The following is a 22,909-nucleotide window of genomic DNA, read 5'->3' as shown; positions in this document are numbered from 1 at the left end:
GCGAGCCGGGTTCGCCCGGCACGGTTGCGCCGGGCGCGCGGCGCCAAAGCGGACTACGCTTGAACAATCTCCGGCGTTCCGCGAGGTCGTCATGCTGCAGATCCATTCCACCACGCTCGATGCGCAAGTCGTCGACATCACGACGCTCGAGGTCGACGCGATCGTCAACGCCGCGAACGGCTCGCTGCTCGGCGGGGGCGGTGTCGACGGCGCGATTCACCGCGCGGCCGGCCCCGGCCTGCTCGCCGAGTGCCGGACGCTCGGCGGCTGCGACACCGGCGACGCGAAGCTCACGCGCGGCCACGGGCTGCCGGCGCGCTATGTGATCCACGCGGTCGGGCCGGTCTGGTACGGCGGCGCGCGTGGCGAGGCCGAGTTGCTCGCGTCGTGCTACCGGCGCGCGATCGAGCTGGCCGAGGAAGTCGCCGCGACGTCGATCGCGTTCCCGGCGATCAGTTGCGGGGTCTACCGCTATCCGGCTGAAGTCGCCGTCGATATCGCGGTCGGCACCGTCGCCGAGATGCTCGCGCAGGCGCCGAACCTCACACGCGTGGTGTTCGCGTGCTTTTCCCCCGATATCTACGACCTGTACCGCGCACGGCTCGCGCGAACCTGACGCATTCGACGCCGCGCGCGGCGAGCGTCAGGCGCCGCCTTCGAAGCCGGCCTGGCGCCACGCCTCGAACACGACCACCGCGACCGTGTTCGACAGGTTCAGGCTGCGGTTGTCGGGTCGCATCGGCAGGCGCACGCGCTGTTCGTTCGGGAAGCGTTCGAGCAGCTCGGCCGGCAGGCCGCGCGTTTCCGAGCCGAACACGAACCAGTCGCCGGGCAGGAACGCACGATCGTGGAAGCGGCCCGAGCCGCGCGTCGTGAACGCGAACATCCGCGCGGGATCGGGCGCTTCGGAGGCGACGAATGCGTCCCAGTCGCGGTGCACGCGCATTTGCGCATACTCGTGATAGTCGAGGCCGGCGCGACGCATGCGCGCGTCGTCGAGCGGAAAGCCGAGCGGCTCGATCAGGTGCAGGTGCGCGCCGGTGTTCGCGCACAGGCGGATCACGTTGCCGGTGTTCGGCGGAATTTCGGGGGCGACGAGGACGACGTTGAACATGTTTCGGTTTGGCTGGGCCGGCCGGAGCCGCGCAACGCGCGCGGGCTCCCGGCCGACCGGTTCGTGACGGCCGCATTCGCGGCGGCCGGCCTCTCTCTCTAATTAATCCCTGGCGGTGCGCAGCGCAACCAGATTCGTCACGCGCGCGGCGCCCGCCGCCTTCAGCGCCTGCGCGGCCGCCGCGAGCGTCGCGCCGGACGTCATCACGTCGTCGACGAGCGCGATGTGGCGGCCGGCGACGCCGCCGGCCACCGCGAAAGCCGCCATCACGTTGTCGCGCCGTGCGTGCCGGTCGAGCCGCGACTGCGGCGCGGTGTCGGCGACGCGCGCGAGCAAGGCTGCGTCCGCTTGCACGCGGAGCCGGCGCGCGAGCGGACGTGCGATCGCCCACGTCTGGTTGTAGCCGCGCGCGACGAGCCGCCGGTGCGACAGCGGCACCGGCGCAACGAGGTCGAAGCCGCTCGCGCCGTGCGTATCGTCGACCAGCCGGGCGAGCCGGGCCGCGAATTCGCCGCCGAGCGCGAGTCGCGCGTGAAACTTCAGGCCGCGCGCGAGCCCGTCGAGCGGCGCGCGGTAATCGGCAAGCGCGAGCGTCGCATCGAACGGCGGCGGCGCGGTGCGGCACGCGTCGCACCGGTACGCGGTCGCGCGGCCGGCGCCGGTACGACGGCCGCCAGGCGATCGCGCATGCCCGACACCGAGCGGCAGCGCGCAGACCGCGCAGCGCAGCCTCGCTTCATTCCAGTACGCGGCATCGCAGGCGCCGCAAATCACTTCGTGTGACAAATTGCCGCACAACGCGCAGCGATTCGGCAATGCGACCGCGGCAACGCGCACGACCAGCGTTCGAACCTGCGACAAAACGACGCGCATCGTGCGCTCGGCGGAACCGCGGACCATCGCAACACTCCTGGCACGCCGCCTCAATGAAGCTTGCGAGGCGAGCGAGTATACTTCGGGCTCTTCGCCAGTGTGCCCGACATGTCCCCAGCTTCGACTTCAACCGGCCGTCCGGCCAATGACACCCGGCGCCTGCGGCGGATCTTCGACCGCCGTGCCGCCACGTTCGATGCGGTCGCGTTCCTGCCGCGCGAGATCGCGCAGCGGATGAACGAGCGCCTCGAATACATCAAGGTGAGCCCCGCGGCCGTACTCGACGCGGGCTGCGGCCCGGGCGACGACCTGCCGGCGCTGCGCGCGCGCTTTCCGGAGGCACCGGTGTTCGGCGTGGACCTGTCCGGCGCGATGCTCGCGCGGGCCGGCCAGCGCGAGGTCGAGCAGACCAACTGGCGCCGCTGGCTGCCGGCGTCGCTCGGCCGGGCGCTGGGCCAGCGCGGCCCGCGCGTCGCGCAGGCCGACTTCGCCGCGCTGCCGTTTCCCGGTGGCGCGTTCGACCTGATCTGGTCGAATCTCGCGCTCCACTGGCATTCGCGTCCCGATACGGTGTTTCCTGAATGGCAGCGCGTGCTGCGCGTGAACGGCCTGCTGATGTTCAGCACGCTCGGCCCGGACACGCTGCGCGAGCTGCGCGCGGCCTGCGCGGACGCCGAAGCGGCGCTCGGCATCGCGCCGCCCGCCGCGCGCGTGATCGATTTCGTCGACATGCACGACCTCGGCGACATGCTCGTCGAGAGCGGCTTCGAGATTCCCGTGATGGACCAGGAAGTGCTGACCGTCACCTACAAATCCCCCGACTCCCTGCTGGCCGACGTGCGCCGCTGGGGCGCCTATCCGTTCGAGCGCACGGCGCCGCAGCACGCGACGCGACGCTTTCGCGCGGCGCTCGGCGACGCGCTGGACGCGCGCCGGCGCGAGGACGGCACGATCCCGCTGACCTTCGAGGTGATCTACGGCCACGCGTGGAAGGCCGTGCCGCGCACGACCGCGGAAGGCCACGGGATCGTGCGCATCGAGGACATCGGCAAGGGGCGTCCGAAGAATCGGTAAAGCGGTAAAGAGGGGTTTTGTTATGTCTGAAATTAGCGGCGCAAAGCGGGGTCGAATTGGCGCCAAAAACGGCCGGAAAGCTTGTCGCACTTGGCTTGGCGGGCGATAGGCGCTTGCTTGTGGATGCCATTGAACCCGCCTATAATGCGTCAGCTTGTCGTCCCGGGGTCCCCGCAATACGGGGCGACGAGTCCGATGCAGGCATGCATCGCATGCCATTCGCGTGAGGCGGCGATGGAAGCAGCGAGGGTTTTGGCGGAGACGGCGGACAGCGAACCGGTCCTCGAAGACTGGCTCATGAAACGCAACTGTTCGGTGTCGCCACGCCAGTTCGTGCTGTTTTATGCGTCGCTCGCGGGCTTCTCGCTGGCGATCGCGGCGTTGCTGATGTGGAGAGGGGTCTGGCTCGTCATGCCCTTCACCGGAATCGAGTTGCTGGCGGTGGGTGTCGCATTTGCGATCTATGCTCGCCATGCGGTCGATTACGAGCGCATCAGGCTGTTTCCGCACCGGCTCGTGATCGAGCGGATGGATGCGGAGCGGCTCACGCAGATCGAATTCAACCCGCGCTGGGTGCGGGTCGAGCCGGGTGCGACGCCACGCGATCCGATTCGGCTGGTATCGCGCGGGCAGACCGTCGTAATCGGGCAGCATCTCGCGCAGTACAAGCGTGCGCAGTTCGCCGACGAACTGCGCGTGTCGCTCAGGCGCTGCGGCTGACGAGGCGCGGTCATCGGCCGGACGAGGTCGGTGGCTTGCGACGGGGGAGGGTTTGAATGGAAATTTTGGGTAAGGATGCTATGAAAACAATCAAGCGAGCCCTCACGGGCGTGCTGGCATGCAGCGGATTGCTCTTTGCCGGTGCGGCCCTGGCGGTCGGTGATAGCCCGGGCGGCCCCCGTGTCAACGAGATCAACTTTCAGCCGCCTGTCACGAAGATCGCCGAGGAGCTCTACGATCTCCACACGATGATGCTGATCCTGTGTACGGTGATCTTCGTCGGCGTGTTCGGCGTGATGTTCTATTCGATCTTCGCGCACCGCAAATCCAAGGGCCACAAGGCCGCCAATTTCCATGAAAGCACGACCGTCGAGATCATCTGGACGATCGTGCCGTTCGTCATCGTCGTGCTGATGGCGCTGCCGGCGACGAAGGCCGTCGTCGCGATGAAGGACACGACGAACGCCGATCTCACGATCAAGGTCACCGGCTACCAGTGGAAGTGGGGCTACGACTACGTGAAGGGCCCGGGCGAGGGCATCGGCTTCCTGTCGACGCTGACCACCCCGCGCGACGAAGTGATGGGCAAGAAGCCGATCACCGACACCTATCTGCAGGAAGTCGACAACCCGCTCGTCGTGCCGGTCAACAAGAAGATCCGCATCATCACGACAGCGAACGACGTCGTCCACTCGTGGTACGTGCCCGCGTTCGGCGTGAAGCAGGATGCGATCCCCGGCTTCGTGCGCGACACGTGGTTCAAGGCCGACAAGGTCGGCACGTTCCGCGGCTTCTGTACCGAGCTGTGCGGCAAGGAGCACGCGTACATGCCGGTCGTCGTCGAAGTCCTGTCGGACGACGACTACGCGAAGTGGGTGACGGCGCAGAAGGCCAAGCTGGCCAGCGCGGCGGTCGACCCGAACAAGGTCTACACGATGGCCGAACTCGTCGCGCACGGCGAGGAAGTCTACAAGGCGAACTGCGCGGCCTGCCACCAGGTGAACGGCAAGGGCCTCGGCGCATTCCCGGCGATGGACGGCAGCCCGATCGTGAACGGCCCGATCGCCGCGCACGTCGAGCGCGTGCTGCACGGCAAGGGCGCGATGCCGTCGTGGGCGTCGCTGTCGGACCTCGACATCGCTTCGGTCGTCACGTACGAACGCAACTCGTGGGGCAACCACAAGAACGACCTGCTGCAGCCGAAGCAAGTGGCCGACGCACGCAACGGCAAGCTGCCGGAAGACACGGCAGGCGCGGCAACGGCAGCGGCCCCGGCGGAAGCGGCTTCGGCGCCGGCGCAAGCCGCGTCGGGCGCCGAGCAGCCGGCGGCAGCGGCATCGGCCGCGCTGTCGACGATCTACTTCGAGACGGGCAAGAGCGTGCTGCCGGCCGACGCGAAGGCGGCGATCGCCGCCGCGGCCGACTATGCGAAGGCACATCCGGACGCGAAGCTCGCGCTGTCGGGCTTCACCGACAAGACGGGCTCGGCCGACGCGAACGCCGAACTGGCGAAGCATCGGGCGCAGGCCGTGCGCGATGCGCTGAAGGCAGCAGGCGTGGCGGAAGACCACATTATTCTCAAAAAGCCGGAAACGATCACGGGCGGGGCTGACGCGAAGGAAGCCCGGCGTGTCGAGATCGGCCCGGCGGCTTGACGTGTCGCTGAGTTAGTCGACGTATTCGCATTAGGAGATTCTCATGTCTAGCATCGGGCACGACGTAGCCGCGGACCACGCGCACGACGACCACGCGCACGAAGCCCCGCACGGCTGGCGTCGCTGGCTGTTCGCCACCAACCACAAGGACATCGGTACGCTGTACCTGCTGTTCTCGTTCATCATGTTCCTGTCGGGCGGCGTGATGGCACTCGGCATCCGTGCCGAGCTGTTCGAGCCGGGCCTGCAGATCATGCGTCCGGAGTTCTTCAACGAACTCACGACGATGCACGGCCTGATCATGGTGTTCGGCGCGATCATGCCGGCGTTCGTCGGCTTCGCGAACTGGATGATTCCGCTGCAGATCGGCGCATCCGACATGGCGTTCGCGCGGATGAACAACTTCAGCTTCTGGCTGCTGCCGGTCGCGGCCGTGCTGCTGGTCGGTTCGTTCTTCGCGCCGGGCGGCGCGACGGCGGCCGGCTGGACGCTGTACGCACCGCTGTCGACGCAGATGGGCCCGGGCATGGACTTCGCGATCTTCGCGGTCCACATCATGGGCGCATCGTCGATCATGGGCGGGATCAACATCGTCGTGACGATCCTGAACATGCGCGCACCGGGCATGACGCTGATGAAGATGCCGATGTTCGCGTGGACGTGGCTGATCACCGCGTACCTGCTGATCGCCGTGATGCCGGTTCTGGCAGGCGCGATCACGATGGTGCTGTTCGACCGCCACTTCGGCACGTCGTTCTTCAACGCGGCAGGCGGCGGCGACCCGGTGATGTACCAGCACATCTTCTGGTTCTTCGGCCACCCCGAGGTGTACATCATGATTCTGCCGGCGTTCGGGATCGTGTCGCAGGTGATCCCGGCGTTCGCACGCAAGACGCTGTTCGGCTATAGCTCGATGGTGTACGCGACGGCGTCGATCGCGATCCTGTCGTTCATGGTCTGGGCGCACCACATGTTCGCCACGGGCATGCCGGTCACCGGCCAGCTGTTCTTCATGTACGCGACGATGCTGATCGCGGTGCCGACGGGCGTGAAGGTGTTCAACTGGCTCGCGACGATGTGGCGCGGCTCGATGACGTTCGAAACCCCGATGCTGTTCGCGATCGGCTTCCTGTTCGTGTTCACGTTCGGCGGCCTGACGGGCCTGATGCTCGCGATGGCGCCGCTCGACATCCAGTATCACGGCACCTACTTCGTGGTCGCGCACTTCCACTACGTGCTGGTGGCCGGCTCGCTGTTCGCGCTGTTCTCGGGCTGGTACTACTGGGCGCCGAAGTGGACGGGCTGGATGTACAACGAGACGCGCGGCAAGATCCACTTCTGGGCGTCGATGATCTTCTTCAACCTGACGTTCTTCCCGATGCACTTCGTCGGTCTCGCCGGCATGCCGCGCCGCTATGCGGACTACCCGGCGCAGTTCACGGACTTCAACCAGGTGGCGACGATCGGCGCATTCGGCTTCGGCCTCGCGCAGGTGTACTTCCTGTTCGCGGTCGCGCTGCCGGCCTACCGTGGCGGCGGCGAGCTGGAAAAGGCGTCGGACAAGCCGTGGGATGGCGCGACGGGCCTCGAGTGGACGGTACCGAGCCCGGCTCCGTTCCACACGTTCGAGCAACCGCCGCACGTCGAATAAGTTTCACCTAGCGTTCCGCCGCTGCCTGCCGCGCAGGCAGGCGCGGCGGGCGCGAAACGGAAGTTTCAGCGAAGTTTCAGATGACCCGGAATCCACAAGAAAGACGAACGCCCGAGCAGATCCGCGCGGGCAACAAGCGGCTCGGCCTCACCCTGCTCGTCATCGCCGCCGTTTTTTTTGTGGGTGTCGTGATCAAGCAGTGGTGGCTGTCCACCCACTGATGCAGTAACTGACGCAGTAGCGAGGAAGTCGTCGTATGTCGAAGCCGGAAGAGGGCGCCGCGGATCGCGCGTTCAATCGTTCGATGCTGGTGAAGCTCTTCGTCGTGGCCGGGCTGATGTTCGGTTTCGGCTTCGCGCTGATCCCGATGTATCGGGCGATCTGCCAGATCACCGGCATCAACAACCTGGTGCAGCGCGATGTCAGCGAGCGCGAGGTGAAGAACTCGCAGGTCGACTACAGCCGCACGGTGTCGGTCGAGTTCGATGCGAACGCGCGCGGGCCGCTCGGCTTCAAGCCGGAGCACAACAGTCTCGACGTGCATCCGGGCGAACTGATGACGATCGTGTACGACGTGACGAACGGGCAGGGCCGGCCGGTCGTCGCGCAGGCGATTCCGAGCTACGCGCCGAAGCAGGCGACGGAGTTCTTCAAGAAGATCGAGTGCTTTTGCTTCACGCAGCAGACGCTGACCGCGAACGAGTCGCGCAAGATGCCGGTGGTGTTCGTGATCGACCCGAAATTGCCGAAGGACGTGAAGACGATCACGCTGTCGTACACGTTCTTCGAGCTGAATACCCCGGCCACGCCGGCCCCGTCGCAGCGCAGTACGGCGGCGGCGCAGGGTGCGGCGAAGCCGGATGCATGACGACGGAGGCGGGGCGATGACGGAGGTCAAGCGGAGCGGTACGTTCGGTCAGGCGCTGAAAGCGGTGCTGTGGTCGTTCTTCGGGGTGCGCAAGCGGCGCGACCTGGAGGCCGACGCGACGCAGCTCAATCCGCTGCACGTGCTGATCGTCGCGTTGATCGCGGCCGGCGTGTTCATCGGCGTGCTGATCCTGATCGTGCGTGCCGTCGTGGGTTGAGGGCGCAGTTAGCGGCTAGCGGCCCGCGGCGACGAAAGAATGCAGTGCGCGGCGCCACGGCGCGGCGTGCAGGAAAGAGCGGTGGCGGTCTCGCCGCGCAAGAAATAAAGCCGGAGCGGTTTCCGGTACACAAATTGGACTGAAGTGGAGAATCAAGCATGAGCGGTCAAAACCAGACCCCGTACTATTTCGTGCCGCATCCGTCGCAGCATCCGATCAGCGCGGCCATCGGCCTGCTGGTCATGCTCGGCTCGGTAGCGCTGTGGATCAACGGTCACGACTGGGCGCCGTTTACGGCGCTGCTCGGCCTGCTGTGGTTGCTCTTCACGCTGTATCACTGGTTCGGCGACGCGATCGCCGAATCGGAAGGCGGTCATTACGGCAAGAACGTCGACAAGTCGTACCGCTGGAGCATGAGCTGGTTCATCTTCTCGGAAGTGATGTTCTTCGGCGCGTTCTTCGGCGCGCTGTTCTATGCGCGTGAAATCGCGCTGCACCAGCTCGGCAGCCTCGACTACAAGCTGATCTGGCCGGACTTCTCCGCCGTGTGGCCGAACGAAGGCCCCGCCGCGCTCGCCGGTCACTTCAAGACGATGGGCCCGTGGCCGGTCCCGACGCTGAACACCGCGTTCCTGCTGTCGTCGGGCGTGACGCTGACGATCTCGCACCACGCGCTGCGTGACGATCATCGCAAGAAGGCGATCGCGTGGCTGGCCGCGACGCTCGTGTTCGGTATCTGCTTCCTGTTCCTGCAGGGCTTCGAGTACTACCACGCGTACAACGAACTGAACCTGACGCTGAACTCGGGCGTGTACGGTTCGACGTTCTTCCTGCTGACCGGCTTCCACGGCTTCCACGTGTTCCTCGGCGGCACGATGCTCGCGGTGGTGCTGGTGCGGATGATCCGCGGCCACTTCAAGCCCGATCACCACTTCGCCTTCGAAGGCGCTGCGTGGTACTGGCACTTCGTCGACGTCGTCTGGCTCGGCCTGTACGTCGTCGTCTACTGGCTGTAAATGGAACGACGGCCCGCGCAGCAATGCGCGGGCCGTTTTCATTGGTGTCGAGCGCGCGGCGGCGAAACCGCGACCGACACCACCTGGCGCCGCCGCGACTCAGTCAGGCGGCGCTTTTGCTTGGTGGCGCGGCCGTGCGGCGAAATGTCACAGCGGCCGGCGCGGCAACGGCATCAACGCCCGATCGGCAGGCCGGTCGAATGGATCCAGCCCATCCAGTTTGCGAACAGGATGAGCAGGAACAGCGACACCGACAGCCCGACGCGGGTGGCGAGCGACCAGACCATGCGCTTCGTATGGCCGCGGTCGTGCATCATGAAGTAGAGCGCCGAGCCCATGCTGGCAATGATGAGGACGAAGGCGATGGGAACGAGTATGTGCATGACACGAACCGGACGACGGCAATTCGAAAGGAAGAGGATAATTATCGCACTTCGCTTTCGCGCAGGTGCCGGGCGGGCCGCATGATGAAGATCCGCTGGCTGCCCGCGTTGCTGATCCTCGTCGTCGTCGCCGTCACGATCCGTCTCGGTTTCTGGCAGCGCGACCGCGCGCACCAGAAGGAAGCGCTGCAGGCGAGCATCGAGCGCTACGAGCAGGCGGCCCCTGTCGACATCGGCGCGCAGCCGGTTCCGCTCGCGTCGATCGAGTTTCATCGCGTGCGGGCAAAGGGCCGTTTCATGCCCGAGCAAGCGGTGTTCCTCGACAATCGGCCGTATAACGACCAGCCGGGTTTTTACGTCGTGATGCCGTTTAAACTCACGGGCGGCGGCGTCGTGCTCGTGAACCGCGGGTGGCTGCCGCGCAATATCGCCGATCGCACGGCGATCGAGCCGTTCGCGACGCCGGCGGGCGACGTCGAGATCGTCGGCATCGCGCGCGCCGATGCGTCGCGCGCGTTCGAGCTCGGCGAAGGCGGGTCGGCCGCGCATCAGAAGATCCGGCAGAACCTCGACGTCGCCGCGTATGCGAAGGAAACCGGGCTGCCGCTGCAGCCGTTCGTGATCCAGCAGACGAGCGACGACGGCGACAAGCTCGTGCGCGACTGGCCGGCGGCGACGACCGGCGTCGAGCGCAATTACGGTTACATGTTTCAGTGGTGGGCGATGGCGGCGGCCGCGCTCGGCTTCGGGCTGTACGCCGCGCGGCGTGCGGCGAAGAAGTCGGCCGGCGCGTGAGCGTCATGCCAGGACGCGGCGAGCGCGCCGCGGGTTCGTTTCGAGAGGTCTGATTTGTCCATGCAATCTCCCCGTCAGGGTCCGGCCGCTGCGCCGATGTCGCCCGCGGCCCGCAAGCGCGGCCGCTGGATGCTCGTGCTGCTGGGTCTCGTGTGCGCCGCGCCGATGATCGCGTCGTACTTCACCTATTACGTGATCAAGCCGAAGGGCGGGTCGACCAACTACGGCACGCTGATCGAGCCGCAGCGCCCGATCCCGGCGGATCTGCAGGTCACCGACGAAGCCGGCAAGACGGTGCCGCTGTCGTCGCTGCGCGGCGTCTGGCTGTTCGTGATGACCGACCGCAGCGCGTGCGACGACGCGTGCGCGCAGAAGCTCTATTTCATGCGCCAGATCCGCGTCACGCAGGCGGGCGAACGGCACCGGATCACGATGGTGTGGCTGCGCAGCGATGCGGGCGCGGTGCCGCAGAAGGTGCTGGACGCGTATCCGGACACGCGCCGGCTCGTTGCCGATCCGGCCGCGGTGGCCGCGTGGCTGCCGGCCGACGCCGGCACGAAGGACAGCGACCATATCTACATGGTCGACCCGAACGGCAACCTGATGATGCGTTTCCCGAAAGACCCGAATCCCAGCAAGATCAAGTCGGACGTGACGAAGCTGCTGAAGTGGTCGAGCATCGGTTAAGGCGAGAGAACGAGGCACCATTCCGATGTCGTATCTACTGCAACTCGGCCTGATCGGCTTGTGCATCGCGCTGCTGCCGCTGTCGTACGTGTGGGTGAAGGCCGACGACGACAAGTTCCGCAAGCTCGTGTGGATCACCACCTTCCTGACCCTCGACCTCGTGATGTTCGGCGGCTTCACGCGGCTGACCGATTCGGGGCTCGGCTGTCCCGACTGGCCAGGCTGCTACGGCACGTCGTCGCCGTTCATCGCGCACGCGGCGATCACGGCCGCGCACCAGGCGATGCCGACCGGGCCGGTCAGCATGACGAAGGCGTGGATCGAGATGATCCACCGCTATTTCGCGATGGCGATCGGCGTGCTGATCATCGCGCAGACCGCGATCGCATGGGCCGCCCGGCTGCGTCGCCGCCCGCTGCACGTGTCGCCGTGGTGGCCGACGAGCCTGCTGCTGCTGATTCTCGTGCAGGGCGCGTTCGGCGCATGGACGGTCACGATGAAGCTGCAACCGGTGATCGTCACGATCCACTTGCTGCTCGGCCTCACGCTGCTCGGCACGCTGGGTTGGCTCGCGGCGCGCCAGACGCCGCTGCCGTCGTATGACCCCGAGGCCGGGCGTTACCGCGCGGCCGCGCTCGCGGCGCTCGTGCTGCTGGTCGTGCAGATCGCGCTCGGCGGCTGGGTGAGCACGAACTACGCGGTGCTCGCGTGCACCGACTTCCCGACCTGCAACGGCCAGTGGATTCCGCCGATGGACTTCCAGCACGGCTTTCACCTGTGGCGCGCGCTCGGGATGACGAAGGACGGCGACGCGATCACGCAGGACGCGCTGGTCGCGATCCACTGGACGCACCGCACGTTCGCGTTCGTCGTGGTCGCGTACCTGGTCGCGTTCGCGCTGAAGATGCGCCGCTTCGAATCGCTGCGGCGGCCCGCGAACGGCGTGCTGCTGGTCGTCCTGCTGCAGTTCGTGACGGGCCTGACCAACATCGTGCTGCAGTGGCCGCTGCCCGTCGCCGTCGCGCACAACGGCGGGGCCGCGATCCTGCTGCTGCTCGTCGTCATGTTAAACTTTCGCATCCTTTCAAGCCGCCCCGGCCGTGTCGCGCAGCCTGCGCGCGACGCCGCCCCGGCGTGACCGCCCCCATGCAAAGCACCCTCTCCCAATCGCCCGGTAGCCGCTTTTCCCAGTACATGGCGCTGACGAAGCCGCGTGTCACGCAGCTCGCGGTGTTCTGCGCGGTGATCGGCATGTTCCTCGCGACGCCGGGCATGGTGCCGTGGCATGTGCTGATCGGCGGCACCGTCGGCATCTGGCTGCTGGCCGGCGCCGCGTTCGCGATCAACTGCCTCGTCGAACAGAAGATCGACTCGATGATGCGCCGCACCGCATGGCGCCCGTCCGCGCGCGGCGAGATCACGACGCCGCAGATCCTGCTGTTCTCGGCCGTGCTCGGCAGCGTCGGCGCATGGACGCTCTATACGTTCACGAATCCGTTGACGATGTGGCTGACGATCGCGACGTTCGTCGGCTACGCGGTGATCTACACGCTGCTGCTCAAGCCGATGACGCCGCAGAACATCGTGATCGGCGGCGCGTCGGGCGCGATGCCGCCGGCGCTCGGCTGGGCCGCCGTCACCGGCGCGGTGCCGGGCGACGCGTGGATCCTCGTGCTGATCATCTTCGTGTGGACGCCGCCGCATTTCTGGGTGCTCGCGCTCTATCGCCGCAAGGATTACGAGAACGCGGGGCTGCCGATGCTGCCCGTCACGCACGGCGAGAAGTTCACGCGGCTGCACATCCTGCTGTACACGGTGATCCTGTTCGCGGTCACGCTGATGCCCTTCATTTCCGGGATGAGCGGGGCCGTCTACCTGACGAGCGCGGTACTGCTCGGCGCGGTGTTCCTCGCGTATGCGTGGAAGATCCATCGCGACTATTCGGACGAACTCGCCCGCAAGGCCTTCCGCTACTCGATCGTCTATCTGTCGCTGCTGTTTGCCGCGCTGCTCGTCGATCACTACGCACGCCCGCTGCTCGGCGTGTAACCGCACGGTTTGAACGCAATGCTCCCATCACGGTTCGGGCGCCGCGCGCGCCAAGGCTGGATGCTCGCGTGCGCATTCACGGCAGCGCTGCTGCTCGCGGGATGCGACAACGCGCCGAAATTCCAGAATCTCGACATCACCGGCAACACGCAGTTCGGCAGCGACTTCGCGCTGCCCGATACGAGCGGCAAGGTCCGCACGCTCGCCGACTTCAAGGGCAAGGCCGTCGTGATGTTCTTCGGCTATACGCATTGCCCGGACGTGTGCCCGACCACGATGGCGGAATTGTCCGAAGCGCTGAAGCAGCTCGGGCCGGATGCCGCGAAGCGCGTGCAGGTGCTGTTCGTCACCGTCGATCCGGAGCGCGACACGCCGGCGCTGCTCGGCCAGTACGTGCCCGCGTTCGATCCGTCGTTCATCGGCCTGCGGCCGGCCGACGAAGCGCAGCTCAAGAAGGTCACGAAGGATTTCCGCGTGTACTACGCGAAGGTGCCCGGCAAGACGCCTAGCAGCTACACGATGGATCACACGGCCGCGAGCTACGTGTTCGACCGCGACGGCAAGCTGCGCCTGTTCGTGCGCGACGGCCAGGGCCCGGCCCCGTGGGCCCACGACCTGAAGCTGCTGGTCGACTGACCGGCCGCCGCCGGGCGCCCGTCCGGCGTTTCGCGTGACGGTCGTGTTCGCGCCGTCACGTTTCCCCGCTCTCGTCTTTGCGCGCATGCGCTGCCCGCCGGGCGGCGCGTCGGCATGCGCGCGTATTGCGCACGTATTGCGCCGAAGCCGCGTTACGGCAGCGCCGGCACGTTGAAGCCCGACGCGGCGCGGGTGATCCGGAATTCCGTCACGCGATACGTGGCGAGCCCCTCGGTGACGAACGGGTCGGTCTCGAGGATCGCGTCGAGTGCGTCGCGATCGATGCGGGCCGCGAGGATCATGCCGCCTGCGCGCGGCACCTTCGGCCCCGCCGCGATGAAGATGCCCTTGTCGAACTGCGGCTGCAGGTACGCGCGATGGCGTTCGAGCGCGTCGTCGATGCGCTCGAGCGACGCGGTGTAGTGGATGTCGATGACGTACATGGATGCCCCTGGAATGATGCCGGCGCTTCGCGCGCCGGCCAGCCGGTCTTTTTAGCACAGCGGATGCGGGCTGTCGCGCCGGCGCGCCGCGTGGGAGCCTGTCGATCGCCGGTTCGCCGCGGCGACGCGTATTCAAGATGTAAGCCTCGTTGCCGTAAATAAAAGAGCAACCGTTTGCGCGCGGCCGGCCGTTCGCGCGTCGGATGCATCGACATCGACAGAGGCACGCAGATGAGCAGAATGAGTTTGAACCGCAAGCTGTGGCTCGCGCTTGCGCTGGTATGGATCGGTCTTCTGGGCGTCGGCGCATGGAGCGCCTACGAGACGCGCGCGACGATGCTCGCCGAACGCAAGGCCGGCATCGCGAATCTCGTCGACTCGGCGGCGGGCATCGTGAAGGCCTATCACGCGCTCGCGCAGAGCGGCACGCTGCCCGAGGCCGACGCGAAGCGCGACGCGCTCGCGAGCCTCGCCGCGATGCGCTACGGCGATTCGGGCTACGTGTTCGTGATGGATTCGAAGCCGGTCGTGCTGATGCATCCGACGCTGCCGAAACTCGTCAACACGCAGGTCGGCGACTATCTCGATCCGGACGGCAAGCCGCTGTTCGTGACGATCCTGAACGCGGCGAAGGCGACCGGCAGCGGCTTCGCCGAATATCGCGGGCGGCTGCCGCACAGCGAGACGGCCGTGCCGAAGATCAGCTACGTCACGCGGTTCGCGCCGTGGGACTGGAACATCTCGAGCGGCGTGTTCCTGAAGGACATCGACACCGTGTACTACCGGACGCTGTTCGGCCATCTGGCCATGGTGTTCGTGATCGGCTTCGTGATCAGCGCGGCGATGCTGGTGATCATCCGCAACGTGCGCGGCAGCCTCGGCGGCGAGCCGGACGAAGCGGCCGCGCTCGCGACGCGCATCGCGCAGGGCGACCTGACGCAGCCGGTGCCGGTGCGCGCGGGCGACCGCACCAGCATGATGGCCGCGATGCACGACATGCAGGCACGGTTGCAGGCGACGATCGGCGGGATTCGCCAGTCGGCCGAATCGATCGCGTCGGCGAGCCGCCAGATCTCGGCCGGCAACGACGACCTGTCGCAGCGCACCGAGGAGCAGGCCGCGTCGCTCGAGGAAACCGCCGCGAGCATGGAGCAGCTGACCGCGACGGTGAAGCAGAACGCGGACAACGCGCGGCAGGCGAGCGGGCTCGCGAACAATGCGTCGGACATCGCGCGTGCGGGCAGCGACGTCGTGAACCGCGTGATCGGCACGATGGGCGAGATCGACGACAGCTCGCGCAAGATCGCCGACATCATCGGCGTGATCGAGGGCATCGCGTTCCAGACCAACATCCTCGCGCTGAACGCGGCGGTCGAAGCCGCGCGCGCGGGCGAGCAGGGCCGCGGCTTCGCGGTGGTCGCGGGCGAGGTGCGCTCGCTCGCGCAGCGCAGCGCGACGGCCGCGAAGGAGATCCGCGCGCTGATCGTCGATTCGGTCGAGCGCGTGCGCAACGGCTCGACGCTGGTCGGTCAGGCCGGCACGACGATGGGCGAGATCCTGCAGGCGGTCGCACGCGTGACCGACATCATGGGCGAGATCGCGGCGGCGTCCGAGGAGCAGGCGAGCGGCATCACGCAGGTCGGCCGCGCGGTCACGCAGATGGACCAGGTGACGCAGCAGAATGCGGCGCTGGTCGAGGAAGCGGCCGCGGCCGCTGCGTCGCTGCAGGAACAGGCCGCGCGGCTGCGCGACGCGGTCGGCGCGTTCCGGGTCGCCAATACCGGCGGCCCGTCGCCGCGCGGGACCGGTGCGCGGACAGCCGAGCCGGCTTTCGGCACGAAGGCGGCCGACGAGACGGTCGCGGCGTGACGCGTATCGGCCGATTGGCCAATGGGCCGATGCGTCGAGGAAAAATGCAACTAACGGCCGAGCTATGCAGCGGCCGCCGGCACTGCGCTGGTGCATACCCATATGAGCGGGATGTATTTCACTTCCCGCCGATCCTGTGACACCATTTGGCCCTTCCTGCGAGTCCGGGCATACCCGTATCGCGCCCCATTTCCAGTAAGCAAGAAAGCGAGAAACAGATGAAGCGTCGCAGTCTCCTGAAGGTATTTTCCGTGCTGGCCACCGGCGCCGCGCTGACGCTGTCGGCAGGCGCGCACGCCGAAGACAAGGTGATCAAGGTCGGCACGGTCGCCGGCCCGGATTCGGAAGTGTGGCAAGTCGTGCAGAAGGTCGCGAAAGAGAAGGAAGGCCTGAACGTGAAGGTCATCGAGTTCAACGACTACGTGCAGCCGAACGCGGCGCTCGATTCGGGCGACCTCGACGCGAACAGCTTCCAGCACCAGCCCTACCTCGACAGCCAGGTGAAGCAGCGCGGCTACAAGATCGTCAGCGCGGGCCTGACCTACATCTCGCCGATCGGCGTGTACTCGAAGAAGTTCAAGTCGCTGAAGGATCTGCCGCAGGGCGCGAAGCTCGCGGTGCCGAACGATCCGTCGAACGAGAACCGCGCGCTGCTGCTGCTGCAGACGCAAGGCGTGATCAAGCTGAAGGCCGGCGCCGGCACGGGCGGCAACAACGCGACGGTGCTCGACATCGCCGAGAACCCGAAGAAGCTGAAGATCTCCGAACTCGACGCCGCGCAATTGCCGCGCGTGCTGTCGGACGTCGACGCGGCCGTGATCAACACGAACTACGCGCTGGCCGCGAACCTGCAGCCGACCAAGGACGCGATCGCGCTCGAATCGCTGACGAGCCCGTACGCGAACCTGATCGCCGTGCGCGCGAAGGACAAGGATCAGCCGTGGGTGAAGAAGCTGGTCAAGGCGTACCAGTCGCCGGAAGTGAAGGAATTCATCAAGAAGCAGTTCAAGGGCTCGATGGTCGCGTCGTTCTGAACGCCGCTCACCGATCGGACCGCTGAACGAAAAGGGCCTGCATCGCGCAGGCCCTTTTCTCATTGGCGCGGCACGCGCGCCTATGCCTACATCTCCCCGCGCCGCGAGCAGATCGACATGATCTGCTGGATCGCGTAGTTGTCGCGCACGCCGGGCAGCGACTGCACGACGCACTCGTGAAAGCGCCGTTCGCGCGGCAGCAGCATCGCGTTGTTGCGGTACAGCGCGTCGCACGAGCGCTGGATCAACTGGGCCGCCGCGCCGTTGCGGCTTTCGCGCAGCGCGTTGAGCATGCAGTCGTCGTATTGCGCGTTGCCGTCGGTCAGCGCGAACGCCGCGCCCGGCAGTGTCAGCGCGATGGCGGTGAATGCTGCGAATGCGGCGGCTCGGATACCCCGTTTCATCTGCCCTCCGGTGGAGTGGATTGGGTCGGCCGACAGCATAGCGTAAAGCCGCATGCGCGGCCGACGCATTGGCCGACGCGGATCGGCGCCGCCACCGGCAAGGCTTGGCGCGCTTTCTCGGGGCCTCGGCGAGGTGGTGTCCGGCGCACCGCGCGAAAGCACGGAGTCAGGCGGTGGTCTGCGGAAATGGTATCCTCGTGCGTTCGCCGCTGCACGCTTTCCCGGAGCGTGCGCGGGCCGATCGCCCGCGTCTCGTACGCACGGGCGGCGCCCGCCCGACGGCGGCGGGAATCCATCATCCAGAACCGACACAATACGGGGGAGACTCACCCATGAAGCGATTCAAGACTTTCGCGATCCGTTCGATCACGGCCGGCGTCGCCGCACTCGCGCTGGCAGGCGCCGCGCATGCACAGACCGTCAAGGTGCTGTCGATCGTCGACCATCCGGCGCTCGATGCGATCCGCGACGGCGTGCGCGCCGAACTGAAGGCGGAAGGTTACGGCGACGACAAGCTCAAGTGGGAGTACCAGAGCGCGCAGGGCAACACCGGCACGGCCGCGCAGATCGCGCGCAAGTTCGTCGGCGACAAGCCCGACGTGATCGTCGCGATCGCAACGCCGGCCGCGCAGTCGGTCGTCGCCGCGACGAAGAGCGTGCCGGTCGTCTACTCGGGCGTCACCGACCCGGTCGCCGCGCAGCTCGTGAAGGGCTGGGGCCCGTCGGGCACCAACGTGACGGGCGTGTCCGACAAGCTGCCGCTCGATCGCCAGGTCGCGCTGATCAAGCGCGTCGTGCCGAATGCGAAGACGGTCGGCATGGTCTACAACCCGGGCGAGGCGAATTCGGTCGTCGTCGTGAAGGAGCTCAAGGAGATCCTCGCGAAGCAGGGGATGACGCTGAAGGAAGCGGCCGCCCCGCGCACCGTCGACATCGGCCCGGCCGCGAAGAGCCTGATCGGCAAGGTCGATGTGATCTACACGAACACCGACAACAACGTCGTGTCCGCGTACGAAGCGCTGGTGAAGGTCGCGAACGAAGCGAAGATTCCGCTCGTCGCGGGCGACACCGACAGCGTGAAGCGCGGCGGCATCGCGGCGCTCGGCATCAACTACGGCGACCTCGGCCGCCAGACGGGCAAGGTCGTCGCGCGCATCCTGAAGGGCGAGAAGCCGGGCGCGATCGCGTCGGAGACGAGCAGCAACCTCGAACTGTTCGTGAATACGGGCGCGGCCGCGAAGCAGGGCGTCACGCTGTCGCCGGATCTCGTGAAGGAAGCGAAGACGGTCATCAAGTAAGCCGCGGCCCGACCGCCGCGCTTGCAGGCTCGATCCGGGCCTCGACGACATCGCCGGACGGGCGGCTCCCACCCGGGGCCGCCCGTTCGCTTCGCCCGGCCGTACACGTCCGGCCGGGAAGCAACAGGATTTCCCCATCATGTCTCTGTTCTCGTTTCTGGGCGCACTGGAGATCGGCCTGATCTTCAGCCTCGTCGCCCTCGGGGTGCTGATCTCGTTTCGCATCCTCAACTTCCCCGACCTCACCGTCGACGGCAGCTTTCCGCTCGGCGGCGCCGTCGCCGCGACGCTGATCTCGGCCGGCCATGACCCGTTTTCCGCGACGCTGCTCGCGATCGTTGCGGGCGCGCTGGCCGGCTTCGTCACCGGCTGGCTGAACGTGCGCCTGAAGATCATGGATCTGCTCGCCAGTATCCTGATGATGATCGCGCTCTACTCGGTGAACCTGCGGATCATGGGCCGGCCGAACGTGCCGCTGATCACCGAGCCGACGCTCTTCACCGTGCTGCAGCCCGACTGGATGCCCGATTACGTGCTGCGCCCGGCGCTGCTCGCGATCGTCGTCGTGATCGCGAAGCTCGGCCTCGACTGGTTCTTCTCGTCGCAGCTCGGCCTCGCGATGCGCGCGACCGGCGCGAACCCGCGGATGGCGCGCGCGCAGGGCATCGCGACCGGCCGGGCGACGCTCGCCGGGATGGCGCTGTCGAACGCGCTCGTCGCGCTCGCGGGCGCCCTGTTTGCGCAGACGCAGGGCGGCTCGGACATCTCGATGGGGATCGGCACGATCGTGATCGGGCTGGCCGCCGTGATCATCGGCGAGACGCTGCTGCCGGCGCGCCGGCTGGTGCTGACGACGCTTGCCGTCGTGCTCGGCGCGATCGTCTACCGCTTCTTCATCGCGCTCGCGCTGAACAGCGAATTCATCGGCCTGAAGGCGCAGGACCTGAACCTCGTGACGGCCGCGCTCGTCACGATCGCGCTGGTGCTGCCGGCGACGCGCAAGAAGCTGTTCGCGCGCAAGAACGGAGGGGCATGACATGCTGTCCGCACACGATCTCAAACTCACGTTCAATCCCGGCACGCCGATCGAGACGCGCGCGCTGCGCGGGCTGTCGCTCGAGATTCCCGACGGCCAGTTCGTCGCGGTGATCGGCTCGAACGGCGCCGGCAAGTCGACCTTCCTCAATGCGGTCAGCGGCGACCAGCGCGTCGATGCGGGACGCATCGCGATCGACGGCACGGATGTGACGCGCAAGGCCGCGTGGGACCGCGCGCACCTCGTCGCGCGCGTGTTTCAGGACCCGATGGCCGGCACCTGCGAGGCGCTGACGATCGAGGAGAACATGGCGCTCGCGATGGCGCGCGGCGCGCGGCGCGGCTTCCGGGCGGCGCTCGACCGGCCGTCGCGCGAGCTGTTCCGCGACAAGCTGCGGCTGCTGAACCTCGGGCTGGAAAACCGGCTGACCGACCGGATCGGGCTGCTGTCGGGCGGCCAGCGGCAGGCCGTGAGCCTGCTGATGGCGTCGCTGCGGCCGTCGCGGATCCTGCTGCTCGACGAGCACACGGCCGCGCTCGATCCGAAGACGGCCGCGTTCGTGCTGGAGCTGACCGCGCGCATCGTCGCCGAGAGCAAGCTGACGACGATGATGGTCACGCACAGCATGCGGCAGGCGCTCGACTACGGCGACCGCACGGTGATGCTGCACCAGGGGCAGGTCGTGCTCGACGTGTCGGGCGACGCGCGCAAGGGGCTGGACGTGCCGGATCTGCTGCAGATGTTCGAGAAGGTGCGGCACGAGCAGCTCGACGACGACGCGTTGCTGCTCGGTTGACGGGCTGCTGACCGACGGCTGACGGGCCGGCGCGCCGTGACATGACGGGCGCGCCGGCTTCTCCCCGGTTTCTTCCGACGAAAACCGGTTTTGCACCGGTGCTGTGCGACGCGCGCGCATTGCCATATACTGTATATCCATACAGTTGTGGGTGGCGTCATGCTCGCATCCTCCATTACTCCCGAATCCCTTCATCCGTCCCTTTGGCGCGGCTCGCAGCTCGCGCGCGGCGGCCCGCGCACGATCGACACGGGCTTCGCGCCGCTGTCGGCCGAGCTGCCGGGCGGCGGCTGGCCGGTCGGCGGCCTCGTCGAACTGCTGGCCGCGCAGCCGGGCTGCGGCGAGATGCGACTGCTCGCGCCGGCGCTTGCCCGCACCGTCAGCGTCCGGCGGCCGCTCGCGCTCGTCGCGCCGCCGCAGTCGCCGCATGCCACCGCGCTCGCCAGTCTCGGCGTGCCGGCCGACACGCTGCTGTGGCTGCGCGCCGGTAGCCGTACCGATGCGTTGTGGGCCGCCGAGCAGGCGCTCAAGACCGGCTGTTGCGGCGCGCTGCTGCTCTGGCAGGACGCGCGGCCCGATGCGCTGCGGCGCCTGCATCTCGCGGCCGCGCGCACGGGCGACACGCTGTTCGTGATGCTGCGTCCGCTGTCGGCCGCGCGGCAGCCGTCGCCGGCCGTGCTGCGCGTCGCGCTGTATCCGGTGCCGGGCGGCGTGTCGCTCGACATCGTCAAGCGTCGCGGGCCCGCGCGCAGCGAGCCGCTCGTGCTCGATTTGCCGTCGCCCATCGTGGAGAGCCGCTATGCGCGTCTTGCTCGGCATCCATCTGCCGCGCCTGCCGCTCGACGTGTGCGCCCCGCCGCCGTCTGACGCGGCGGCCGGCGAGGCCGGCTGCGCGGTGCTCGAGCAGGGCGTCGTGCTGATCGCCGACGCGGCCGCGCGCCGGCAGGGCGTGCGCGCGGGCATGAAGCGCGGCGGCGTGCTCACGCTCGCGCCCGATACGCAACTCGTCGAACGCGATCCCGCGCGCGAAGCCGATGCGCTGCGCGCGGTCGCGCTCGCGCTGCTGCGTTTCTCGCCGTGCGTCGCGCTCGACGACGAAGCCACGCTGATCGTCGACGTCGGCCCGAGCCTGCGCCTGTTCGGCGGCCTGCCGTCGCTGTGCCGCCAGGTGCGCGCGACGCTCGCGGCGCTTGGCTACGCGGCGCGCCTGTCCGCCGCGCCGACCGGGCGCGGCGCATGGCTGCTCGCGCGCACGTCGGCCCGCGCACGCAGCCGGCGCCGCGTCGCACGCCAGGCCTCGCTCGTCCGCACGCTCGACCGGCTGCCATGCGTGCTGCTGCCCGATGCGCGTCCGTATGCGGGCTGGTTCGACGGCCTCGGCTGCCGCACGCTCGCCGATCTGCGCCGCCTGCCGCGCGCAGGGCTGCAGCGACGCTGCGGTCCCGCGTTGCTGGCCACGCTCGATCGTGCGTACGGCGAAGCGGTCGAGCCGCTCGCATGGATGGCGGTGCCGCCCGTGTTCGACGTGCGGCTCGAGTTGCCGGAGCGCGTCGAATACGCGGAAGCCGTGCTGTTCGCCGCGCGGCGGCTCGTCGTGCAGCTGTGCGGCTGGCTGGCCGCGCGGCACCTGTCGCTCGCCGCGATGACGTTCGATCTCGAGCACGAACGCGGCCGCCAGGCCGTGCCGCCGACCCCGCTCGCGCTCGCGTTCGCCGCCCCCGTGCGCGACGAGGGGCATTTCATGCGGCTGCTCGGCGAGCGGCTCGCGCGCGTCGAGCTGCCGGCCGCGGTGATCGCGGTGCGTCTGAAGGCCACGCGCGTCGAATCGGTCGCGCCGCCGGCCGACGATCTTTTTCCCGAGCCGGGCGGTACGCGGGAAACCCGCGAGCGGTTGCTCGAGTTGCTGGTCGCGCGGCTCGGCGCGGAGAACGTGCTGCGCGCGGCGCCCGTCGCCGATCATCGGCCCGAAGCCGCGAACCGCTGGTTGCCGCTCGATGCGCAGGCGGGCAAGCCGGCCGGCGGGCCGCCGGCCGTGCCGCCGCGCCCCGCGTGGTTGCTGGCCGAACCGCTGCCGTTGCTGATGCGTGGCGAGCGGCCGGTATTCCATACGCCGCTGAGGATGATGTCGTCGGCGGAGCGGATCGAGGCCGGGTGGTTCGATGGTCAGCTCGCGGCACGCGATTACCACGTCGCGCAGGACGAAGCCGGTGCGTGCTATTGGGTGTTCAGGGAACGAGCGGGGAGCGAGTCCGAACCGCACTGGTTCCTGCACGGCCTGTTCGGGTGAACGA

25 protein-coding genes and 1 pseudogene are annotated in these 22,909 nt (G+C 67.8%); 21 read left to right on the top strand and 5 right to left on the bottom strand.

Going from position 1 to position 22,909, the window contains the following annotated elements; translation table 11 throughout:
* Nucleotides 1-91 precede the first annotated feature (91 nt).
* Entirely contained in the window at nt 92-616 is a 525-nt protein-coding gene (locus H0X90_RS23535) for an O-acetyl-ADP-ribose deacetylase (RefSeq protein ID WP_077189753.1), read from the top strand.
* Nucleotides 617-643: 27 nt separating this feature from the next.
* Here the strand turns inward: H0X90_RS23535 and trmL are convergent, their stop codons facing one another.
* Nucleotides 644-1,114 (bottom strand): tRNA (uridine(34)/cytosine(34)/5-carboxymethylaminomethyluridine(34)-2'-O)-methyltransferase TrmL, encoded by a 471-nt coding sequence (trmL, locus tag H0X90_RS23530; RefSeq protein WP_034201336.1) that lies wholly within the window; start codon nt 1,112-1,114, stop codon nt 644-646.
* 102 nt (nt 1,115-1,216) lie between these two features.
* Entirely contained in the window at nt 1,217-2,014 is a 798-nt protein-coding gene (locus H0X90_RS23525; protein WP_077189752.1) for a ComF family protein, read from the bottom strand.
* 81 nt (nt 2,015-2,095) lie between these two features.
* On the opposite strand from H0X90_RS23525, the gene H0X90_RS23520 reads away from it, so the two are divergent.
* The 8 genes from H0X90_RS23520 (at nt 2,096) to H0X90_RS23485 (ending at nt 9,188) form a co-directional block, all read left to right on the top strand.
* Entirely contained in the window at nt 2,096-3,061 is a 966-nt protein-coding gene (locus H0X90_RS23520) for a methyltransferase domain-containing protein (RefSeq protein WP_048986797.1), read from the top strand.
* Nucleotides 3,062-3,256: 195 nt separating this feature from the next.
* On the top strand, nt 3,257-3,781 hold the full coding sequence (locus H0X90_RS23515) for a DUF2244 domain-containing protein (protein WP_006486400.1): 525 nt from the start codon (nt 3,257-3,259) through the stop codon (nt 3,779-3,781).
* Between the two features lie 56 nt (nt 3,782-3,837).
* Nucleotides 3,838-5,436, top strand: a complete 1,599-nt coding sequence (coxB, locus tag H0X90_RS23510; protein WP_006477730.1) for a cytochrome c oxidase subunit II — start codon at nt 3,838-3,840, stop codon at nt 5,434-5,436.
* Between the two features lie 43 nt (nt 5,437-5,479).
* A complete protein-coding gene (ctaD, locus tag H0X90_RS23505; protein WP_006477731.1) occupies nt 5,480-7,087 on the top strand; it encodes a cytochrome c oxidase subunit I in 1,608 nt (535 codons plus the stop codon).
* Nucleotides 7,088-7,167: 80 nt separating this feature from the next.
* Nucleotides 7,168-7,308, top strand: coding sequence for a cytochrome oxidase small assembly protein (locus H0X90_RS23500; protein ID WP_006486385.1), 141 nt, complete (start codon nt 7,168-7,170; stop codon nt 7,306-7,308).
* A gap of 35 nt (nt 7,309-7,343) precedes the next feature.
* Nucleotides 7,344-7,955: a cytochrome c oxidase assembly protein gene (locus H0X90_RS23495; RefSeq protein ID WP_077189751.1), complete on the top strand. Its 612-nt coding sequence runs from the start codon at nt 7,344-7,346 to the stop codon at nt 7,953-7,955.
* A gap of 16 nt (nt 7,956-7,971) precedes the next feature.
* On the top strand, nt 7,972-8,172 hold the full coding sequence (locus tag H0X90_RS23490) for a DUF2970 domain-containing protein (RefSeq protein ID WP_006486367.1): 201 nt from the start codon (nt 7,972-7,974) through the stop codon (nt 8,170-8,172).
* 158 nt (nt 8,173-8,330) lie between these two features.
* On the top strand, nt 8,331-9,188 hold the full coding sequence (locus tag H0X90_RS23485) for a cytochrome c oxidase subunit 3 (protein ID WP_006486364.1): 858 nt from the start codon (nt 8,331-8,333) through the stop codon (nt 9,186-9,188).
* A 173-nt stretch (nt 9,189-9,361) separates the two neighbouring features.
* On the opposite strand, the gene H0X90_RS23480 is transcribed toward H0X90_RS23485, so the two are convergent.
* Nucleotides 9,362-9,571 carry a twin transmembrane helix small protein gene (locus tag H0X90_RS23480; protein ID WP_006477735.1) on the bottom strand — a complete coding sequence of 70 codons (210 nt, stop codon included), beginning with the start codon at nt 9,569-9,571 and terminating at the stop codon, nt 9,362-9,364.
* Between the two features lie 84 nt (nt 9,572-9,655).
* Here H0X90_RS23480 and H0X90_RS23475 point away from each other — a divergent pair, with 84 nt between their 5' ends.
* The 5 genes and pseudogenes from H0X90_RS23475 (at nt 9,656) to H0X90_RS23455 (ending at nt 13,738) form a co-directional block, all read left to right on the top strand.
* The gene (locus H0X90_RS23475; RefSeq protein WP_012492386.1) at nt 9,656-10,366 is read left to right on the top strand and encodes an SURF1 family protein; all 711 of its coding nucleotides are present in this window, start codon (nt 9,656-9,658) and stop codon (nt 10,364-10,366) included.
* Nucleotides 10,367-10,480: 114 nt separating this feature from the next.
* Nucleotides 10,481-11,053: pseudogene (locus tag H0X90_RS23470) on the top strand (SCO family protein); the annotation flags it as partial.
* A 25-nt stretch (nt 11,054-11,078) separates the two neighbouring features.
* On the top strand, nt 11,079-12,191 hold the full coding sequence (locus H0X90_RS23465) for a heme A synthase (protein WP_059723972.1): 1,113 nt from the start codon (nt 11,079-11,081) through the stop codon (nt 12,189-12,191).
* Nucleotides 12,192-12,199: 8 nt separating this feature from the next.
* Nucleotides 12,200-13,102 carry a heme o synthase gene (gene cyoE, locus H0X90_RS23460; RefSeq protein ID WP_077189750.1) on the top strand — a complete coding sequence of 301 codons (903 nt, stop codon included), beginning with the start codon at nt 12,200-12,202 and terminating at the stop codon, nt 13,100-13,102.
* An 18-nt stretch (nt 13,103-13,120) separates the two neighbouring features.
* Entirely contained in the window at nt 13,121-13,738 is a 618-nt protein-coding gene (locus H0X90_RS23455; RefSeq protein ID WP_077189749.1) for an SCO family protein, read from the top strand.
* Nucleotides 13,739-13,890: 152 nt separating this feature from the next.
* Here the strand turns inward: H0X90_RS23455 and H0X90_RS23450 are convergent, their stop codons facing one another.
* Complete coding sequence (locus H0X90_RS23450) at nt 13,891-14,181, bottom strand: YciI family protein (RefSeq protein WP_006486398.1); 291 nt, start codon at nt 14,179-14,181, stop codon at nt 13,891-13,893.
* 231 nt (nt 14,182-14,412) lie between these two features.
* Here H0X90_RS23450 and H0X90_RS23445 point away from each other — a divergent pair, with 231 nt between their 5' ends.
* Nucleotides 14,413-16,050 (top strand): methyl-accepting chemotaxis protein, encoded by a 1,638-nt coding sequence (locus H0X90_RS23445; RefSeq protein ID WP_062884751.1) that lies wholly within the window; start codon nt 14,413-14,415, stop codon nt 16,048-16,050.
* A gap of 218 nt (nt 16,051-16,268) precedes the next feature.
* A complete protein-coding gene (locus H0X90_RS23440) occupies nt 16,269-17,084 on the top strand; it encodes a MetQ/NlpA family ABC transporter substrate-binding protein (protein ID WP_006486394.1) in 816 nt (271 codons plus the stop codon).
* A gap of 86 nt (nt 17,085-17,170) precedes the next feature.
* On the opposite strand, the gene H0X90_RS23435 is transcribed toward H0X90_RS23440, so the two are convergent.
* A complete protein-coding gene (locus H0X90_RS23435; protein ID WP_077019682.1) occupies nt 17,171-17,488 on the bottom strand; it encodes a VF_A0006 family four-cysteine protein in 318 nt (105 codons plus the stop codon).
* Nucleotides 17,489-17,820: 332 nt separating this feature from the next.
* Here H0X90_RS23435 and H0X90_RS23430 point away from each other — a divergent pair, with 332 nt between their 5' ends.
* From H0X90_RS23430 to H0X90_RS23410, 5 genes are all read left to right on the top strand, one after another.
* Complete coding sequence (locus H0X90_RS23430; RefSeq protein WP_006486371.1) at nt 17,821-18,786, top strand: ABC transporter substrate-binding protein; 966 nt, start codon at nt 17,821-17,823, stop codon at nt 18,784-18,786.
* 139 nt (nt 18,787-18,925) lie between these two features.
* Nucleotides 18,926-19,822, top strand: coding sequence for an ABC transporter permease (locus H0X90_RS23425; protein WP_006486373.1), 897 nt, complete (start codon nt 18,926-18,928; stop codon nt 19,820-19,822).
* Between the two features lies 1 nt (nt 19,823).
* On the top strand, nt 19,824-20,618 hold the full coding sequence (locus H0X90_RS23420) for an ABC transporter ATP-binding protein (RefSeq protein ID WP_006486391.1): 795 nt from the start codon (nt 19,824-19,826) through the stop codon (nt 20,616-20,618).
* Nucleotides 20,619-20,777: 159 nt separating this feature from the next.
* Complete coding sequence (imuA, locus tag H0X90_RS23415) at nt 20,778-21,485, top strand: translesion DNA synthesis-associated protein ImuA (protein WP_048986787.1); 708 nt, start codon at nt 20,778-20,780, stop codon at nt 21,483-21,485.
* Complete coding sequence (locus H0X90_RS23410) at nt 21,418-22,905, top strand: DNA polymerase Y family protein (protein WP_077189748.1); 1,488 nt, start codon at nt 21,418-21,420, stop codon at nt 22,903-22,905. The genes imuA and H0X90_RS23410 overlap by 68 nt, the downstream gene beginning before the upstream one ends.
* Nucleotides 22,906-22,909: the final 4 nt, after the last annotated feature.

It is taken from the genome of Burkholderia sp. 9775_39, from assembly GCF_015712225.1.
In the GTDB taxonomy this organism is placed as follows: domain Bacteria; phylum Pseudomonadota; class Gammaproteobacteria; order Burkholderiales; family Burkholderiaceae; genus Burkholderia; species Burkholderia cenocepacia.
Note: the sequence above shows the minus strand (reverse complement) of the source record. Positions and strands in the feature narration are given on the sequence as shown.